At 39.6% G+C, this 17170-nt stretch carries 14 protein-coding genes; 9 read left to right on the top strand and 5 right to left on the bottom strand.

Annotation, left to right across the window (positions count from 1 at the left end):
* Positions 1 to 551: 551 nt before the first annotated feature.
* Positions 552 to 2072 (bottom strand): aldehyde dehydrogenase family protein, encoded by a 1521-nt coding sequence (locus G4Y78_RS21195; protein ID WP_163834896.1) that lies wholly within the window; start codon positions 2070 to 2072, stop codon positions 552 to 554.
* 481 nt (positions 2073 to 2553) lie between these two features.
* On the opposite strand from G4Y78_RS21195, the gene G4Y78_RS21190 reads away from it, so the two are divergent.
* The 9 genes from G4Y78_RS21190 (at position 2554) to maiA (ending at position 12107) form a co-directional block, all read left to right on the top strand.
* Complete coding sequence (locus G4Y78_RS21190) at positions 2554 to 3126, top strand: Tim44 domain-containing protein (RefSeq protein WP_163834895.1); 573 nt, start codon at positions 2554 to 2556, stop codon at positions 3124 to 3126.
* Between the two features lie 358 nt (positions 3127 to 3484).
* The gene (locus tag G4Y78_RS21185) at positions 3485 to 4246 is read left to right on the top strand and encodes a substrate-binding periplasmic protein (RefSeq protein ID WP_163834894.1); all 762 of its coding nucleotides are present in this window, start codon (positions 3485 to 3487) and stop codon (positions 4244 to 4246) included.
* 287 nt (positions 4247 to 4533) lie between these two features.
* On the top strand, positions 4534 to 5331 hold the full coding sequence (gene phhA / locus G4Y78_RS21180; protein WP_163834893.1) for a phenylalanine 4-monooxygenase: 798 nt from the start codon (positions 4534 to 4536) through the stop codon (positions 5329 to 5331).
* A gap of 251 nt (positions 5332 to 5582) precedes the next feature.
* Positions 5583 to 5924, top strand: coding sequence for a 4a-hydroxytetrahydrobiopterin dehydratase (locus tag G4Y78_RS21175; RefSeq protein ID WP_163834892.1), 342 nt, complete (start codon positions 5583 to 5585; stop codon positions 5922 to 5924).
* Positions 5925 to 6232: 308 nt separating this feature from the next.
* A complete protein-coding gene (gene tyrR, locus G4Y78_RS21170; protein ID WP_163834891.1) occupies positions 6233 to 7786 on the top strand; it encodes a transcriptional regulator TyrR in 1554 nt (517 codons plus the stop codon).
* Positions 7787 to 8005: 219 nt separating this feature from the next.
* Positions 8006 to 9085 (top strand): 4-hydroxyphenylpyruvate dioxygenase, encoded by a 1080-nt coding sequence (gene hppD / locus G4Y78_RS21165; protein ID WP_163834890.1) that lies wholly within the window; start codon positions 8006 to 8008, stop codon positions 9083 to 9085.
* Positions 9078 to 10205: a homogentisate 1,2-dioxygenase gene (locus G4Y78_RS21160; protein ID WP_163834889.1), complete on the top strand. Its 1128-nt coding sequence runs from the start codon at positions 9078 to 9080 to the stop codon at positions 10203 to 10205. The genes hppD and G4Y78_RS21160 overlap by 8 nt, the downstream gene beginning before the upstream one ends.
* Before the next feature lie 269 nt (positions 10206 to 10474).
* Positions 10475 to 11464, top strand: coding sequence for a fumarylacetoacetate hydrolase family protein (locus G4Y78_RS21155; protein WP_163834888.1), 990 nt, complete (start codon positions 10475 to 10477; stop codon positions 11462 to 11464).
* Position 11465: 1 nt separating this feature from the next.
* Entirely contained in the window at positions 11466 to 12107 is a 642-nt protein-coding gene (gene maiA, locus G4Y78_RS21150) for a maleylacetoacetate isomerase (RefSeq protein WP_222937553.1), read from the top strand.
* A 69-nt stretch (positions 12108 to 12176) separates the two neighbouring features.
* Here the strand turns inward: maiA and G4Y78_RS21145 are convergent, their stop codons facing one another.
* From G4Y78_RS21145 to moaC, 4 genes are all read right to left on the bottom strand, one after another.
* Positions 12177 to 15119, bottom strand: coding sequence for an Ig-like domain-containing protein (locus G4Y78_RS21145; RefSeq protein ID WP_163834887.1), 2943 nt, complete (start codon positions 15117 to 15119; stop codon positions 12177 to 12179).
* A gap of 790 nt (positions 15120 to 15909) precedes the next feature.
* Positions 15910 to 16356, bottom strand: a complete 447-nt coding sequence (locus G4Y78_RS21140) for a molybdenum cofactor biosynthesis protein MoaE (RefSeq protein WP_163834886.1) — start codon at positions 16354 to 16356, stop codon at positions 15910 to 15912.
* A 3-nt stretch (positions 16357 to 16359) separates the two neighbouring features.
* Positions 16360 to 16605 (bottom strand): molybdopterin synthase sulfur carrier subunit, encoded by a 246-nt coding sequence (moaD, locus tag G4Y78_RS21135; protein ID WP_163834885.1) that lies wholly within the window; start codon positions 16603 to 16605, stop codon positions 16360 to 16362.
* Positions 16602 to 17099, bottom strand: a complete 498-nt coding sequence (gene moaC, locus G4Y78_RS21130; protein ID WP_163834884.1) for a cyclic pyranopterin monophosphate synthase MoaC — start codon at positions 17097 to 17099, stop codon at positions 16602 to 16604. The genes moaD and moaC overlap by 4 nt, the downstream gene beginning before the upstream one ends.
* Positions 17100 to 17170 lie beyond the last annotated feature (71 nt).

Below are 17170 nucleotides of genomic sequence, written 5' to 3'. Positions count from 1 at the left end.
TTCGTATAGCGTATAACTGCTGCTATTATTCACAGAGAAATTGAAAAATTTTACATAAAAAGAAGGGGTTGATTCTTTGTTGGTTAAAAAGTAATCAATCTGCAGTGGTTAGCATAAGTAAGCTGGCTTTCGCGATTTAATCAAAACTTGATCACAGACTTATCCACAAATATTGTGAGTAATGCCATAATTTTTTTATGATATTAATAGCTTTAGGTTGTTGTGTTAGTGTTTGTTATTGCATATTCTACGTCACTTGTCTGCTAATTTAACATCTACATCCACGCTACAAACTGCTGATTTACAAGTGTTTTTATCTAGTGTTGATAAATACTGTCACTTTCAGTAGGTAATGACTGACATAAAGTTAGTGTTATTTCTATTTGTCATACATTTTGAAATATGGTGCGTGAAAATTTTGACAGGGAACTGCCCATAAGTTGTCCACAGTTGTATTTGTGGTCTAAAAAGTAGCAGAAGGTGATGGAAAACAAGAATACGTCACTTGTGGATAGCTGAGGAAAACATCCTCAGCCTGAGTTAAAGTTGCTTTAAAATAATCCTAGTACTTCGGTGTCATAACTAATTAAAATATTTTTAACTTGTTGGTAATTGGTTAATGCCGATTTATGGGTTTCTCTACCAATACCGGATTTTTTATAACCACCAAAGGCAGCATGAGCTGGGTATTGATGATAACAGTTAGTCCAGATTCGACCAGCTTCAATCTGTCGTGCAACACGATAGGCTCGATTGATATCCATAGTCCATACACCAGCACCTAAACCATATTGAGTTTGGTTAGCAATGCTAATAGCTTCTGCTTCGCTACTGAATCGAGTTACGCCAATAGTGGGGCCAAAAATTTCCTCTTGAAAAACCCGCATTTGGTTATTGCCTTGCATGATGGTAGGTTCGATATAAAAGCCATTAGTTAAGTGCTTAGCGACAGAAGCTTTGTGGCCTCCTAATAAAATCTCAGCACCTTCCTGACGACCGATATCCATATAACTGAGGATTTTATCCATTTGTTCGGCTGAAGCTTGGGCGCCTATTTGGGTGTCAGTATCTAAAGGGTCTCCTTGTTTGATGGTTTTCGCTCGATTAAGCACTCGCTCGATAAATTCTTCGTAAATGCTCTCATGAATTAAAGCACGAGAAGGGCAGGTACATACTTCTCCCTGGTTAAAAAAACCTAGTAACAAGCCTTCAACTGACTTATTAATATAAGCTTCTGGTTGCTTAAGAATATCTTCAAAATAAATGTTGGGGGATTTACCTCCCAGTTCGACTGTGCAAGGAATAATTTTCTCTGCAGCTCGTTTTAGAATTTCGCTACCAATGGGAGTTGAGCCAGTAAATGCTAATTTAGCAATTCGGTCGCTATTGGCTAGCGCGGCCCCTGCTTCCTGGCCTAACCCGTTAACAATATTAATTACCCCTGCTGGGAATAAGTCACCGATTAGTTCCATCATAACCAAAATAGAAACAGGTGTTTGTTCTGCAGGCTTAAGTACCACACAGTTACCTGCGGCGAGGGCGGGTGCTAGCTTCCAGGCAGCCATTAGTAGTGGGAAATTCCAGGGAATAATTTGACCCACTACACCAATTGGTTCATGGAAATGGTAACTGGCGGTGGTTGCATTTATATCAGCGGTACTGCCTTCCTGGGCCCTTATACAGCCAGCAAAGTAACGGAAGTGATCAACAACCAAAGGTAAATCAGCATTAAGCGTTTCTCGAATAGCTTTACCATTATCCCAGGTTTCAATTACAGCTAACTTTTCTGTTTGTTGTTCTATTCGATCTGCTGCTTTTAATAATAGGTTAGCTCTGTCCGATACAGCAGTATTTCCCCAAGTCTGTTTGGCCTGGTGAGCTGCGTCCAGGGCTAATTCAATATCCTCTGTGGTTGAGCGAGGTACCTCGCAATAGGCTTCACCTGTCACTGGGCTAATATTTTGTAAATACTGTCCTTTAACCGGGGCTTGCCAGTCGCCATTAATGAAATTGGCATAATGAGGTTTAAAGCTGATCAATGCATTTTCACTTCCTGGTTTTTGGTAGAGCATTATTTATTCCTTATTGGTTACTATTATTGTTGTATTTTTGAGCTTGTATACCCTTCTCGAATGATTTTTAAGGTTTGATGTAGTCACTAAGCATCACGGATGGTGTGAATGCAGTTTATGCAGGAGCAATAAACAGTTTCCATCCCAATCATTTATAAAAACATAAAACTCATGGGGGTAAGCCTGCTACTGCAAGACTTACGACAGCGCCATTAATGTGTATAAAAGTGCTGGCTGGAACTCATCATTAGACGGCCGCCCTTAAAAACCATTTGCTTTGGTTATATTTGTTTAAGTTATGTTGTGCTTCATAAATGTACCGCGTTTTCTTAGCTAGGATCAATTTTGACGGTCGTGGATCCGAATATTTCACTAGTCCACAACGGTTTTGTGGACTAGTGAAGTGCTTCCATTCACCATGTTGCGTATAGTTTTGTTTTTTGAATGTTATGTTTTGTCTTAACTGGGTTGACTATTTCACATGGAATATGTTGTAAGAACAGAAATCTTGTTGAGTTTGGTTGGGTTGGTTGCAATTATTCTAGCAGTACTCGGTTGGCGTCTGGCTAAAACCAAGCAATTGCTTCATGAAGCAATTGCAAAACCAGACCAAACCTGTAATGCAGCACTATCAAAAGTGCAGATAAAAGCGTTGTTTACCAAACTTTATGAAGCCCGGCAACAAAAAAATGTTGAAGGCTTAAAAGGCTATGTTAGTGAAGGCTTTTTACATCAACTGAGCCAGTTATTTGCCCGTTGGGATCAAAAAAAGTGTTGTTATCAGCTGGATAAACAAAAGTTGTTAGATGCTAAATTAGTCAGTGGCTTTAACTACCAAAATCCTGACCGGGATTTAGTTTGGGTTATCGTTAATAGTCGAATGGTAAGTTACCTTTATCATGAGCCCTCTGGCCGGTTGATGGAAGGAGATAAACTATTAAAATCCAATAATGAAATTTGGTTATTTTCTCAAGAACAAGGCCAGTGGATTTTAGATACTATTATTAAAGACTCACCATTTTTTGATTTAAATCTAGATAAGGCGGTTTCTTAAAAGGGGTACTTTGGTAAGTATGTATGGCTACAGTATTTCTTATTTTTGATACACTTGTTGAGGCAGCAAACTTGTTAATTAACAGTTTTTACTTATAATCTTAAAAAAATAAAAATATTTAAAAATATCTTTCATCCTCATTTCTCTAGAGCTGACTTATTGATGGATAGTCAGCTATCTTCTATCTATACTTTTAGCGCTATAAAGATTAGTTTTTTACATACTTAAAATTGCAAATACATTACTTACTGGCTCTCGTGCTACTTATTGTAAGTCCTCATGGAAAAGGGATGGAGACTGATAGTATTGGGTTAGGTCAGAAGAAAAGTAAAAAGTACATATATCTATGTTGTTTAAGATGATTCAAACAATTTTGTTGGTAGTTGCTCTAGTGACTTCTTTTAACTCTATAGCTGGAGATGTTGTGCGCTTGGCCATTGGTGAATGGCCGCCTTACCACTCTGTTGATCTGGAATATTTTGGTATAGGTTCCAGAATTATGAAAGAAGCATTTGCTAATGAGGATATCGAGGTAGAATATGGCTTTTTCCCTTGGGCACGAAGTCTGGCGTTGGTTAAATCAGGTAAATGGGATGGATCAGGAGTTTGGTACTATTCACCAAAACGTGCAAGATATGCTCTTTATAGTGATCCTGTTTTACAGTCTTCTTACGTATTTTTTCATTTGCATAGCTACCCTTTTGATTGGAAAACCATTGATGACTTAAAGGGAGTGATTATTGGTGGTGTAAATGGGTATAGTTATGGGGATGTATTTGATACGGCAATGGATGAAGGCAAACTTATTGTTCAGTTGGTACCTACAGACCAACAAAATATAGAGAAGTTACTTGCTAAAAGAGTTAATATTTCAGCTTTTGAAATAAATAATGCTTATTATTTTCTTAATAGATATTTTGCTTTGCAAAAAAACAAGCTTACATATCATCCTAAGATACTTACTACTCAAGCACTACATCTAATTATATCGAAGCGACTTAAAAACAGTAGAAGGCTTATTAAGTCATTTAATAAGGGGCTTCAAGCTCTCAAACAAAGTGGTAAGGTAGATCAATATATTAATGAATTTCGTACTAAGCAAATTAAACTAATCCGATAGAATATTTGCCCTTATCAGACCAACCCTAACTGCAGTAAATCATCTATTCACGATGATAAAACTATATATCTTATACAAGTGTGTAATTCTGTTTTTGAGTATGAGTAGTCAGTAGATGTAAATTATACGTTACAGCTGATAATCCTTTCAATCTGCGCTGTTGTGTTTACCCGGTTGTCTCATATTGTATATGTTGGTTAACAACATACCCTAAAAAGCCTGTATTGGGGGCTACGCCCTGTTCAGGTGGCTGATCTCTAATTCCTATAAGATATAAGAGGGACGTTATGGCTAAGGGCACAAAATATGTTGCTAAAGAACCGGATGCTGGCGGCTTTATTCATTATAGTGATGATGAAAATGCGGTTTGGCATGAGTTGATTACCAGACAGATGACCTGCATTCCAGGTAGGGCTTGTGATGAATATTTAGATGGACTGGATAAACTGCAATTACCCCATGACCGAATTCCCCAGTTGGAAGAAATCAATAAAGTATTAAGAGCTACTACTGGGTGGGAGGTGGCACGTGTACCTGCGCTGATTTCTTTTGATAAATTCTTTTCCATGTTAGCCAATAAGCAGTTTCCTGTAGCTACCTTTATTCGTTGTTGGGAAGAGCTAGATTATTTACAAGAGCCAGATATATTTCATGAAATTTTTGGGCACTGTCCTATGTTAACGCATCCGGCTTTTGCTGCTTTTACCCACCATTATGGTGAGTTAGGTTACAAAGCGTCGAAGGAAGATAGGGTATTTCTAGCTAGGTTGTATTGGTTAACAGTAGAGTTTGGTTTATTGCAAACTACCAAAGGTTTACGTATTTATGGCGGTGGTATTTTATCTTCTATTGGCGAAACCAATTACGCTTTAGATAGTGATAAACCGGAACGGGTAGCCTTTGAGCTAGTGACCATGTTAAGGACCCCTTATCGCATTGATATAATGCAGCCAATTTACTTTATTATTAACTCAATTGATAATTTATTTGAGTTATCGAAAATAGATTTAATGGTTTATGTTGAAAAAGCTAAAAAACTAGGATTGTTGCCGCCTAAGTATCCACCAAAAACCATGACAGCATAAAGGACGCCTCTAAAAATGCTCTTTTTTCACGATAGCTGTGTTAGCACTGTACTCAGGTCCTCATGTATTACTTATACACTGTGGCCTTCCGTGCGGTGCGGCCTTGTTCTCCTGAAAAATAGCTATTCTTAAAGCGCCCCGTACCTGCACTAATAGTTTCTAAAGAGAACAAAATCTATATTTTGACTATATTGGCAAGATTTTCTTATAGTTAAGACCGATAGGTTTTTTGATAAAAATAAGGAAGAAAAATGTCTGAATTAAAAAGTATGACCTGTGAAGCATGCCGTGCTGATGCTCCCAAGGTAACTGATAAAGAGCTTAAGGAGTTAATTGCACAAATACCTGATTGGGGAGTAGAAGTGCGGGATGGAATTATGCAACTTGAACGGCAATTTAAGTTTAAAAACTTTAAGTTGGCGTTAGCGTTTACTAATAAAGCTGGAGAGTTAGCAGAGGAATTTGGTCACCATCCTGCTTTGTTAACAGAGTGGGGCAAAGTAACGGTAACCTGGTGGACTCATGCTATTAAAGGGTTACATAAGAATGACTTTATCATGGCCGCTAAAACAGATGAATTGTTAGAAAGTTAATTGTATTACTATGTGGCAATTTTACAATAAATGAAATTAAGCTTCTTCTGTAAAAGATTATTGAAAAAGTTGTTTTAGCTCTTCGCTCTTTCATGCTGTTGGAAAGCCAATATGAAAGAACGAAGGGGTTAAAAGGATTTCGCAATACCCTCTATCATGCTTTTTATTAATAGCCATTGACTATCAATCTGTAATAACATCGTATCCGGTTACGGCTTGCACAACGGTAGGTGTGTACTTTTGGGGTTAGTTATCTATCGCTCGGGCCTTAGAAAAATAAGATTCATTGACGGATACGGATACCGCATATGCGGCTTGAAATTACTTGCCAGGACCGTTTAGGTATAGCAGAAGAAGTACTTCGAATTATTTCTAATCAGCAAATCAACTTGAGAGGGGTTGAAATTGATCTGGCGGGAGTTATCTACTTAAGTCTACCTACTTTGCCGTTTGAAGCATTACAGTCATTACTACCTGCAATTCGCCATATAGTTGGGGTAAATGATGTTCGAACTGTGGCTTGTATGCCAGTAGAAAGAGAACATCATGAATTTCTAGCATTATTGGCAACCCAACTAACTCCTGTATTATCCACTGATATTAAAGGCAATATATCAATAGCTAATGATGCTTTGTTAAAATTATTGGGTGTTAGTGTTGATGAGTTTATTGGTAGTGCCTTCAACCACTGGTTCAAAGGCATTAATTTAGCCCGTTGGTTGCAGGAAGATGATCATGCTCCTCATAGCCGGATGTTACGTTGGCATAGCCAGGAAGCATTTGCTGATATTTTACCTATTGAAGTGCCTGAAGAAGAAGGAAATACTTTAGTCGGCGGTTTAGTTTGTTTTAAATTTAATCAACGGGTGACTAAGCCTAGTGAATTAAATCAAGCTAAAACCATTGATTTTAGTGATATTTTTACCGTTAGTCCTTCAATGAAGCATGTGATTCGTCAAGCTCGTCATTTAGCAAAATTAGAAGCTCCACTTTTGATCACAGGGGAAACAGGAACAGGTAAAGAATTGTTAGCTAAAGCTTGTCACTTTGTCAGTAGTCGAGCGGACAAACCATTTTTAGTACTTAATTGTGCTGCATTACCTGATAGTGTTGCAGAAACAGAATTATTTGGTTACGTGAAAGGTGCTTACAGTAATGATCCAGATTCCGGAAAAAAAGGTCTGTTTGAACTAGCTAATGGTGGAACAGTACTTTTAGATGAAATTGGTGAAATGTCAGCCACTTTGCAAGTAAAATTACTCCGGTTATTGCAAGACGGCACTTTTCGTCGAATTGGTGGTGAAGAGGTGGTTAAAGTCAATGTGAGAATTATGTGCACCACCCAGAAAAATCTGCCTGCACTGTGTCAACAAGGAGTTTTTCGTGAGGACTTATTTTACCGACTGAATGTATTGTCTTTGGCTTTACCACCGCTACGAGTGAGAAAAGTTGATATTGTGCCAATGGCCGAACATTTTCTAAAACGGTTTACTTTGTCACTAGGAGAAAAGTTAGTACTCAGTAAAGCCTGTTGTAATTTAATTCAGCAGTACCCCTGGCCTGGCAATGTAAGACAGTTAGAAAATGCTATTTATAGGGCTGCCTCAATGGCTGAAGATCAGGAAATTAGTCCGGAAGATTTACATCTACCATCTTATGCTTCTGGTTATGGCTATTTTGACCATGCGTTTGAGGGCACCTTGGAAGAAGCAACTAAGCGTTTTGAAAGTGAGTTATTAACCAGGCTCTACCCTGCCTATCCAAGCTCTCGACTGTTAGCTAAAAAACTAGGTGTTTCACACACAGCCATTGCAAAGAAACTGAAAGAGTATGGGATAGGCAAACATCGATCGTCAACTTAAGTTTACACTGTTGGCAACCAATTGGGACAGTAGTAGGGCACTATTCAGCTTAGTATCTAAGGGACTTAAGCTAAGCAATTTGCTGTAACAGTATGCTTACAAATAGAGGCTAATATCTCTTTTTATTGATGTATATCATCACTATTTATTTTGCCCGTTATCTGGAGTACTCATTTATCTATGGAGTCAAAAAATAAGTGAGATGACGGAGATACAATAATGACTGGTTATACAACTGCTAACCCGCTGGGCACTGATGGTTTTGAGTTTGTGGAGTATACGGCACCTGATCCTCAGGGTATTCAGGCCTTAAAAAATCTTTTTTTACAGTTGGGCTTTACTGAAATTGCCAAACACCGTTCTAAGGATGTGTGGCTATTCCGGCAAGGAGATATTAACTTTATTGTTAATTCTGAGCCCCACTCTCAGGCAGAGGAATTTGCCCGTCAACATGGTCCAAGTGTGTGCGGTATGGCATTTCGGGTTAAGGATGCTAACCAGGCTCTAGAACAAGCAATTTGTTGTGGGGCTAAACTTTACCAAGGTAACTTAGGGCCAATGGAATTAAATATTCCTGCAATTTATGGTATTGGTGGAAGCACCCTTTATTTTGTTGATCGTTATGGCGATAAAAGTATTTATGATATTGACTTTAATTTCTATCCTGGTTGGCAAGAGAAAATAGCTGAAAATTGTGCTGGTTTATTGGACTTAGATCATCTTACTCATAATGTTAAACAAGGTAATATGGCGGCATGGGCTGGATTTTATGAGCGACTAGGAAACTTCAGGGAAATTCGCTATTTTGACATTGAAGGAAAATTAACGGGACTAGTCAGTAAAGCAATGACAGCACCTTGTGGGAAAATTAGAATTCCAATCAATGAGTCGTCTGATGATAAATCGCAAATAGAAGAATTTATTCGTGAGTACCATGGTGAAGGTATCCAACATATTGCCATGTCAACGGAAGATATTTATGCAACAGTTGCTCATTTAAAAAAATGTGGAATGCGCTTTATGTTTACCCCTGATACTTATTATGAAAAAGTTGATGAGCGGGTACCAGGGCATGGTGAAAATCTGGATAAATTAAGGGAATTACGTATTTTAGTTGATGGTGCACCAAAGAAAGATGGAATTTTATTGCAAATTTTTACAGATACGGTCATTGGTCCGGTCTTTTTTGAAATTATTCAACGTAAAGGTAATGAAGGTTTTGGTGAGGGCAATTTCCAGGCATTATTTGAGTCGATTGAAGAAGATCAAATAAGACGGGGAGTTTTAGCTGATGCGTAAGTGGATACGGTTTCCTCATAAGGAAGGCAAAATATCCCGTCAAGCCCATGCGGATTTTCCAGAATCTGCTATTTATGAGCGAGAGCTAGGACGGAGTGGTTTTTTTGGTCCCAGCAGTCATATGCATCACAAGCATCCTCCCACTGGCTGGTCTCAGTGGGAAGGGCCTTTGCGCCCAAGACTATTTAATTTAAATAATCTTGGGCAAATGGCCACATCACCCTGGCAGGCGACGACGGTTTTGTATAATGCACACTGTAAATATCGGTTTTGGCAGTGCGATAAGGCCATGGAAACCTTGGCACGTAATGCCGATGGTGATGACTTATTATTTATTCATGAAGGTGGTGGTGAGTTTTTTTGTGATTATGGACATTTAACGTTGGTAGCAGGGGATTATGTGGTTATCCCCAGAGGGACCATGTGGCGCCTGGATCCTGACACTACAATGCAAATATTAATAATTGAAGCGACTAATGATTCCTATCAATTACCAGAAAAAGGATTGCTGGGGGAACAAGCTATATTCGATCAAGCGATGTTGGATGTGCCTGCAATTGATGATGCATTTAAAAATCAGCAGTCAGAAACGCCTTGGTCAGTCGAAATTAAGCGAAATAGTCAGGTTTCTGTAGTCACATTTCCCTATAATCCGCTGGATGCAATTGGTTGGCATGGTGAATTATCGGTAGCACGAATTAACTGGCGAGATATTAGACCATTAATGAGTCATCGATATCATTTACCGCCTTCAGCGCATACTACATTTGTAGCTAGTCGGTTTGTGGTTTGTACTTTTGTGCCGAGGCCTATTGAAAGTGACCCTGGCGCATTGAAAGTACCTTTCTATCACAATAACGATGATTTTGATGAAGTGCTTTTCTATCATGCAGGTGATTTTTTCAGCCGTGATAATATTGATAAAGGCATGGTGACTTTTCACCCTGCAGGCTTTACCCATGGGCCACATCCTAAAGCATTTCAGGCAGGGCGTGAGTATAAGAAGAAATTTACCGATGAAGTAGCGGTGATGTTAGATACCCGGGATGCCTTAGAAGTGGGAGAAGTAGCTACAGAAGTAGAAGATACTAATTATGTGAATAGTTGGCAGGTGAAATAAAAGGCACTACCAATACTCTCGTTTTATAGGGCTGTCGCAAAAGGGGTAGAAAGTAAATATAGTGTCTGATATGGAAAACAGGATATTCTTCCTCCGCTCTTGAAGTGCCATATGGCCCATCAAGAGCTAAAAAGGCATCCATACCTTAGTTACAGAATACCCCGTCACCCCATATTCGCTAACTATTTGCGACAACCTCAAAGAAAGCAAAAGTAATGAAATTGTAATTTTAAATTATTTTAAAACTGTAAAAATTAACGATATTCAATATGAAATTAGCTTCAATTAAAAATAATTCCCGTGATGGTCAATTGGTGGTGGTTAACAAACAATTGACTGAAGCAGTGGCTGTACCAGAAATTGTCAATACCTTGCAACAAGCACTGGATAATTGGCAACAGACAGAGCCTGCTTTACAAGAAATTTATCAGGCCTTAAATAAGGGCTCTTTAAAAAATACTCTGCTATTTGATCAGCGACAAGCATTGTCGCCCTTACCCCGTGCTTATCAGTGGGCGGATGGTAGTGCCTATGTTAACCATGTAGAGCTGGTGAGAAAGGCCCGTGGTGCTGAAATGCCAGAGTCATTCTGGACTGACCCATTAATGTATCAGGGTGGCTCGGATGCGTTTTTAGCACCTTATGCTCCCATTGAAATGGCTGACACCAATTGGGGGATTGATTTTGAAGCAGAAATAGCTGTGGTGACAGATGATGTTCAAATGGGAGTTACACCAGAGCAAGCGGCAGGTCATATTAAATTATTTATGCTGGTTAATGATGTGTCATTACGTAATTTAATTCCTGGCGAATTGGCAAAAGGGTTTGGCTTTTTTCAAAGTAAACCTTCTAGTGCTTTTTCTCCTGTGGCAATAACGCCCGATGAGTTGGATGATTCCTGGGATGGTAAAAAAGTGCACCTACCTTTACATAGCAAATTAAATAATGAATTTTTCGGTGCGCCAGAGGCTGGGGTTGATATGACCTTTGATTTTCCAACATTAGTTGCCCATGCTGCGAAAACCAGGCCGCTAAGTGCAGGTGCTATTATCGGCTCAGGGACTGTTTCTAATTACGATCGAAGTAAAGGCTCTAGTTGTTTGGCTGAAAAAAGAATGCTTGAAGTTATTGAACAGGGTAAAGCCGTTACACCATTTATGCAGTATGGTGACTCTATCCGAATAGAAATGTTTGATAAGTCTGGTCAATCTATTTTTGGTGCTATAGAGCAAGTGGTTTCACCCTATAAGGGAGCATGAAATGATTAATCTATACAGCTATTGGCGTTCTTCGGCGGCTTATCGTGTAAGGATTGCTTTAAATTGGAAAGGACTGCCTTATAAGACCATCCCTGTTCACTTAGTGAAGGAGGGTGGGCAACAGCATCAGTCAAGTTACAAAGAACTGAATCCTCAGGAGTTGGTGCCCACTATTCAATTGGATGGTATGACCCTTGGGCAGTCAATGGCTATTTTGGAATATTTAGAAGAGCATTATCCTGAGCGGCCATTGTTACCCGCTGATAATGCAGAAAGAGCGGCTATTCGTGCTTTCGCCCTTGCCATTGCTTGTGATATCCACCCACTAAATAATTTACGGGTATTGCAGTATTTAACTAACCAAATAGGGGTTGATGAACAGACAAAACAGCAGTGGTATAGTCATTGGGTAATCAATGGATTTTCAGCATTAGAAGCACAATTGACTAATACAGCAGGTACATTCTGTTTTGGCGATGAGTTTTCGTTAGCCGATGTGGTACTTATACCCCAAGTATATAATGCTCATCGGTTTAATATTGCTTTAAATGATTTTCCAAATATTAGCCGTATTTATGATAATGGGTTGTCAGTGCCTGCGGTGCAGAATGCAGCACCTGAAGTACAACCTGATGCTGAGTAGCTTTATATAACAGAGAATAAAAAAGCGCCTTTCGGCGCTTTTTTAGTTGTTGCTTTGTGGATAAGGCGGTTAGTTGTTGCTTACATTGAAGGTGGGCTCAACTAAAACAGTTTCAGCAAAGTTATGGTTTTGATAATTGCTCGCCATATCGTAAACACTTATTTCAGTGACTCCCCAGATACCAGGTGCAGAACCTGCTGGTAAGTGAATTTTTTTGGTATATACCTTAGCGGTGTTAGGGTTACCTTCAAAGAATAAGCGGCCATCATTGTTAGGTTGGTGAAAAAACTCGTGAGTCACACCTTGTGGGTCACGTAGTTTGATTCTGGCATAATCAAAACCTGAAATATTATCACTTACCTGATAATTGATAGTAACAATAGTTTCGCCATTAGGGTTACTTGGGTTAACAGGGGTAGCACTCACACTAATTTGGTTTAGATTGAGTACCGGAGGTTGAGTATCAGGGTTGGTTGAGGTTAAGGTAACTTGGCGAGACCTTTCACTGCCATGGAAATTAAATCTCCCCCAGTTTAATGCTTTATCCTTCATGACAACTTCACTCATGCTATACGCGCCTGAAGCCATATAGTTGGGCATAATATACACTAACTTACAGGTGTTGCTGGTTTCGTTAAAGCCACCATGTTTTCCAATGGAATATAGTTTTGCTGATCCGTGTTTCATTGAGCCGAAACAAGGGTCAGTTTCAGCCATACCTACAGCCTCAGCTACTCGCCACTCTGCCGTGATTTTATTGACGGGTTCTGCATAAGAGTTATGATCTTGTGTAACATTTAGCGTTAAGCTATTAGGCACATAGGCTGGTGGGGTGGTATCAGAGTTAGCATTATCAATATATAGTTTCCAGCCAAAATCGTTTGCACCACTAAACCGCTCATTGCCATTAAGATCATTTAAGGCAATTTGATCAGGGCGCCAATATCCTTGGGGAGCATTTTTATCAAGGACAAAGCTACCAGTTAATATGGTGCTGACTTTAGCAGGTGCGCCAGACTGATCGACTGGCTTCAGCGAAAAGTCTTTAAAGGTACCTATTTGGCTATAAACTCTAACATTAGTTTCAGTGGCACCTTCTAGTTGACTATCTTTAGCATGTAACTTAACAGTAACATGCACTTTTTTGTCGCCATTATTTTCAGTAGTTACACCAATTTCAACATTTTTTATTTTGCCTGGATAAATATAGTCGGGATACAGGTTAAGTACTTCGAAAGTCATATCCTGATCAATAATAGAAAGGTATTGGCTGCCTTTCATAATACGTTTTTGGATAAAATCGAATTTTTTAGGTGACCGTGAGCGGAGCTTATCGGGATTTAAAATATAATAAGCGATTGACTCAGCCATATCTTCATTAGGGTTTTTAGTATGGGCATAAGCCGACACGAATTCAGTTTGCTTAGATGTACTCCAGCCATCTTTATCATTAGGATCTACATACCAACCACCTACTTCAGCCCAGTCACTCCGTGTTTGCCCATTGATCACTTTGCCATAGATATAATGCGCTTTCTCATGAACGATTAAGCGATGAACAAAGTCATCTGCATTATGGGCAAATGCTTTTTCCATAAATTCAATGTAGCCATTGCCACTGGAGTTTTCACCAGAGTGCCAAGCAATTGCAGCAAGTGAAGGGTACAGAGGGTTTTCCATTCCATTTTTACGTCTAACTAAATGGGTTAGCCCTTCTATTTTATGCATACCTGTTGGCATGTCTTCAAAAATATTAATTAATTTGACTTTTTCTCTCGGTAAAAAAGGCTGGAAGTAATTGTCTGACTCATTAGTAGTACCAGCAGTTAATTGACTGATGTTTGCTTTTAAGCTTACCCCAAACCGTTCTTTCATTATTTTTTCTACTGCTGCACTATCATTACCAAAGTCGGTAACCACATTTACCAATGCATGGTGGAGTCGTTTAGAAAAAAAACGGCCTTTTACGCCATCGATTTCTACTAGGCGAGGAGCGGCATTAACAAATGTTTTCTCATTAATTCTAATTTTTTTGGTTTTACCTTCAGTGATAACTTCCACATCATCAGTGAGCGCTTTATCAGTAATTTCCCAAACTGATGGAGTTAATTTTTGTTCACCGTAAGAGTTTCTTTTTGGTTGTGGAATCATTCTGATAGTGTTAAGTAAACGGCTAGCGTGTTCTAAAGACCAAGCATTGTCAGGCGTGTCGATTAATGCAATATTGTAATCATGTAGCAGAGCATTAGCGGCAGAGTTATCTACAATCTCAATGGTTTGATTTGAAAACGTGATTGTTTGTTTTTTATTTATGTAAGACTGGTATTCAGATGTACTTTCTTCACTATCTTCCCATTTGAAACAGCTTGAGTAACCATCTTCGCATGCTGGAGTTTTTACAAAGTTAAAATTAGTATTTCCTGAAGTCACTTTTCTTGAGCTGTTTTGTACTTCATATCCTGGTGCATAGGCATGAATCGTGGCAGAGTTTGAATATTGCTCAAAACAAAAGCTGCCATTGCCTGTTACTGCTTTCGTTTTTAAAGTGGTGTCTGAAGCAATAGTAATCTTTGCTGTTGTTTCAGGATCAAGTCCAGTAACAGTCCCTGAAACTTTACAATTTTGGGATGAATCAGTTGTATTGGTTGGCTGACTTGTTTGGCCTTCGTGGTCAAAGTTTAGCTGTACAACAGACTTATTTGAGTTTTGACCGGTTGTATCAGTGACTTGGTAATAAAACTCATCATAGGCGACAGTTGATGTGGGGGTATAGGTAAATTTGCCAGTGTTTGGATCCATCTTTACTTGGCCAAACTTTGGCTGATTGACAACCTTATAGGTTAGGGCATCTTTATCTACATCCTGTGCCCAAACCCAGCTGTTGTGCATGCCAGGTTTGCTGATAGTCTCACTGTGGCCTTGGGTAATTGGTGCCTGGTTAGCCGCCCAAACCGCAGTAGTTAAATGACTTAAGCCAAGAGCCAAAGTTAATGGCAATACATGTTTAGCCATAGTCGAGTTGCCTTTTCCTTATATGTTGTAATAGGCATAAAACAGCTTGTGTATTACTGTTTGCCTAGAAGATGCTGTTAATAGTTCCAGTCATTATTTATATGGCGCCATTTAAACAGTAGTAGCTATTGGAACTACTACAGTTAGCGGTAGCGCTTTAACAATTAATGCGATTGATGTATACCCCCTAATGCTGGGTAAAAATTATCCAATATAAATAACGGATACATTATTGAATCGCGACGCAATAATATCAGGTCGTTAACTTTATGGTCTGACAAGCTTTGTAGTTTTGTGAAATAGTATGCAGATTTAATTTATCTTTACTGTCGTTCTAAGTGAGTGATTTTTAACAAGTTTGTTTGGAGGAAGGGGGCTTAGTACTGGCTAATCTAGCCTCCTTGGATTTGTGAAAAATAATAAAGATAATCTTGTACATTCAAAGGGGGGCTAAAATATATAGTCCATTTGCTCATGAAAAATGATTCTAAATACAGAATTTTTTGTTAATAAATTGCTCATTATAATTACTGACATTTTTCATGCAAATATAGGCTTAGTACAAGAAGGCTGACATACAAATTAGCGGATATGGACTATAGAGGTCTTGATGGGCAAGTTTACTACTGTGAAACTTGCGGTAGCGTCTTTAATTGAGATAAAAACGCTACTGGAACCATGGAATTACACTTCAAGAGCGGCAAGAGTGGCCTGTGATTACCTATTAGACACTAGACTTATTCTTAACACTTTTTCTCAGTGTATGTGGTAAACAAAAGCTTATTAATTTCTAATCCCACTCTGCTGCTGACTGCTGATCTTTATCCCTCTCATCCACCCAATGTTCGCCATCAGAGGTTATTTCTTTTTTCCAAAAAGGGGCGGTGGTTTTGAGTTTGTCGATTAAAAATTCGCAGGCGGCGAAGGCGGCTTTGCGGTGGGCGCTGGCGACGCCGACATATACGATAGATTCACCCAATGACAGCTTACCTACTCGGTGACAAATAATCGCATCAATAATTGACCAGCGTTGCTTGGCTTCTTCGATTAATTCATCCAGCACTTTTTCGGTCATGCCTGGGTAGTGTTCCAGGTAAATGGCGGTGACATCGGGCCGTTCGCTGAAGTCTCTTACTAATCCACAAAAAGTAGCGATTGCTCCGACTTTGGGGGAGTTTTCGCGAAGGGTTTGGTCGAAGGTGTTAATATCAAAAGGGGCCTGTTGAATGCTGATCATTAATCAGCCTCCTGTCACTGGCGGAAAGAATGCCACTTCATCGCCGGCTTTTACTGGGCTACTAAATGGCACCATGGTTTGGTTGACGGCAGCTTTAAGGTTGGGATTGGAGAGGGCTTTTTGCCAGTTGTCGCCGCGCAGCTTTAGTTGCTCGATAATGGCAGTTAATGACTGGGCTTCGTCAGTTAATTCGATTGCATCCATTGCTAACTGTTCTCTCAGACGACCAAAAAATAGTACTTTAATCATTGAGACTCCTCCGCTTGCCAATGACCACTGCGGCCACCTTGTTTTTCGAGAAGCTTGGTCTCTTGAATAACCATCCCTCTATCCACAGCTTTACACATGTCATATAGAGTCAATGTGGCAGCTGAAGCAGCGGTGAGTGCTTCCATTTCTACGCCGGTTTGACCAGTGACTTTGCACTCAGCAATAACCCGTACTTGCTGCTGCTCAGGTTCTGGCAATAGTTGCACATTGACACTGGTCAGCATCAAGGGGTGGCACAGGGGAATAATATCAGAGCAGCGTTTGGCCGCCTGAATCCCTGCTATCCGGGCCACTGCCAGTACATCTCCTTTTTTGTGAGTGCCAGCCATAATCATTTCCAGGGTTGCAGGCTGCATGGTGATAACAGATTGCGCTCGGGCTAGCCGGTGGGTGGGTGGCTTATCCGTTACATCAACCATTTGGGCGTTGCCCTGTTGGTCAATATGGGTCAGTGCTTGGTTCGGTTTTTCCATAAGGATAACTTCTTAAATACATTGGCTATTGAGCCTGTTTTAATACAGCGGAACCCAGGCTGCAAGAGAAG

Origin of the sequence: Spartinivicinus ruber (assembly GCF_011009015.1) — a bacterium.
GTDB classification, from domain to species: Bacteria; Pseudomonadota; Gammaproteobacteria; order Pseudomonadales; family Zooshikellaceae; genus Spartinivicinus; species Spartinivicinus ruber.
The sequence above is the reverse complement of the archived record's forward strand: the minus strand, read 5'-3'. Positions and strand labels throughout refer to the sequence as shown.

What these genes read in the sequence shown, in the direction of transcription:
- G4Y78_RS21195 (WP_163834896.1), bottom strand. Translation starts at nt 2,072, where the DNA reads ATGCTCTACCAAAAACCAGGAAGTGAAAATGCATTGATCAGCTTTAAA.
- G4Y78_RS21190 (WP_163834895.1), top strand. Translation starts at nt 2,554, where the DNA reads ATGGAATATGTTGTAAGAACAGAAATCTTGTTGAGTTTGGTTGGGTTG.
- G4Y78_RS21185 (WP_163834894.1), top strand. Translation starts at nt 3,485, where the DNA reads ATGATTCAAACAATTTTGTTGGTAGTTGCTCTAGTGACTTCTTTTAAC.
- phhA (WP_163834893.1), top strand. Translation starts at nt 4,534, where the DNA reads ATGGCTAAGGGCACAAAATATGTTGCTAAAGAACCGGATGCTGGCGGC.
- G4Y78_RS21175 (WP_163834892.1), top strand. Translation starts at nt 5,583, where the DNA reads ATGTCTGAATTAAAAAGTATGACCTGTGAAGCATGCCGTGCTGATGCT.
- tyrR (WP_163834891.1), top strand. Translation starts at nt 6,233, where the DNA reads ATGCGGCTTGAAATTACTTGCCAGGACCGTTTAGGTATAGCAGAAGAA.
- hppD (WP_163834890.1), top strand. Translation starts at nt 8,006, where the DNA reads ATGACTGGTTATACAACTGCTAACCCGCTGGGCACTGATGGTTTTGAG.
- G4Y78_RS21160 (WP_163834889.1), top strand. Translation starts at nt 9,078, where the DNA reads ATGCGTAAGTGGATACGGTTTCCTCATAAGGAAGGCAAAATATCCCGT.
- G4Y78_RS21155 (WP_163834888.1), top strand. Translation starts at nt 10,475, where the DNA reads ATGAAATTAGCTTCAATTAAAAATAATTCCCGTGATGGTCAATTGGTG.
- maiA (WP_222937553.1), top strand. Translation starts at nt 11,466, where the DNA reads ATGATTAATCTATACAGCTATTGGCGTTCTTCGGCGGCTTATCGTGTA.
- G4Y78_RS21145 (WP_163834887.1), bottom strand. Translation starts at nt 15,119, where the DNA reads ATGGCTAAACATGTATTGCCATTAACTTTGGCTCTTGGCTTAAGTCAT.
- G4Y78_RS21140 (WP_163834886.1), bottom strand. Translation starts at nt 16,356, where the DNA reads ATGATCAGCATTCAACAGGCCCCTTTTGATATTAACACCTTCGACCAA.
- moaD (WP_163834885.1), bottom strand. Translation starts at nt 16,605, where the DNA reads ATGATTAAAGTACTATTTTTTGGTCGTCTGAGAGAACAGTTAGCAATG.
- moaC (WP_163834884.1), bottom strand. Translation starts at nt 17,099, where the DNA reads ATGGAAAAACCGAACCAAGCACTGACCCATATTGACCAACAGGGCAAC.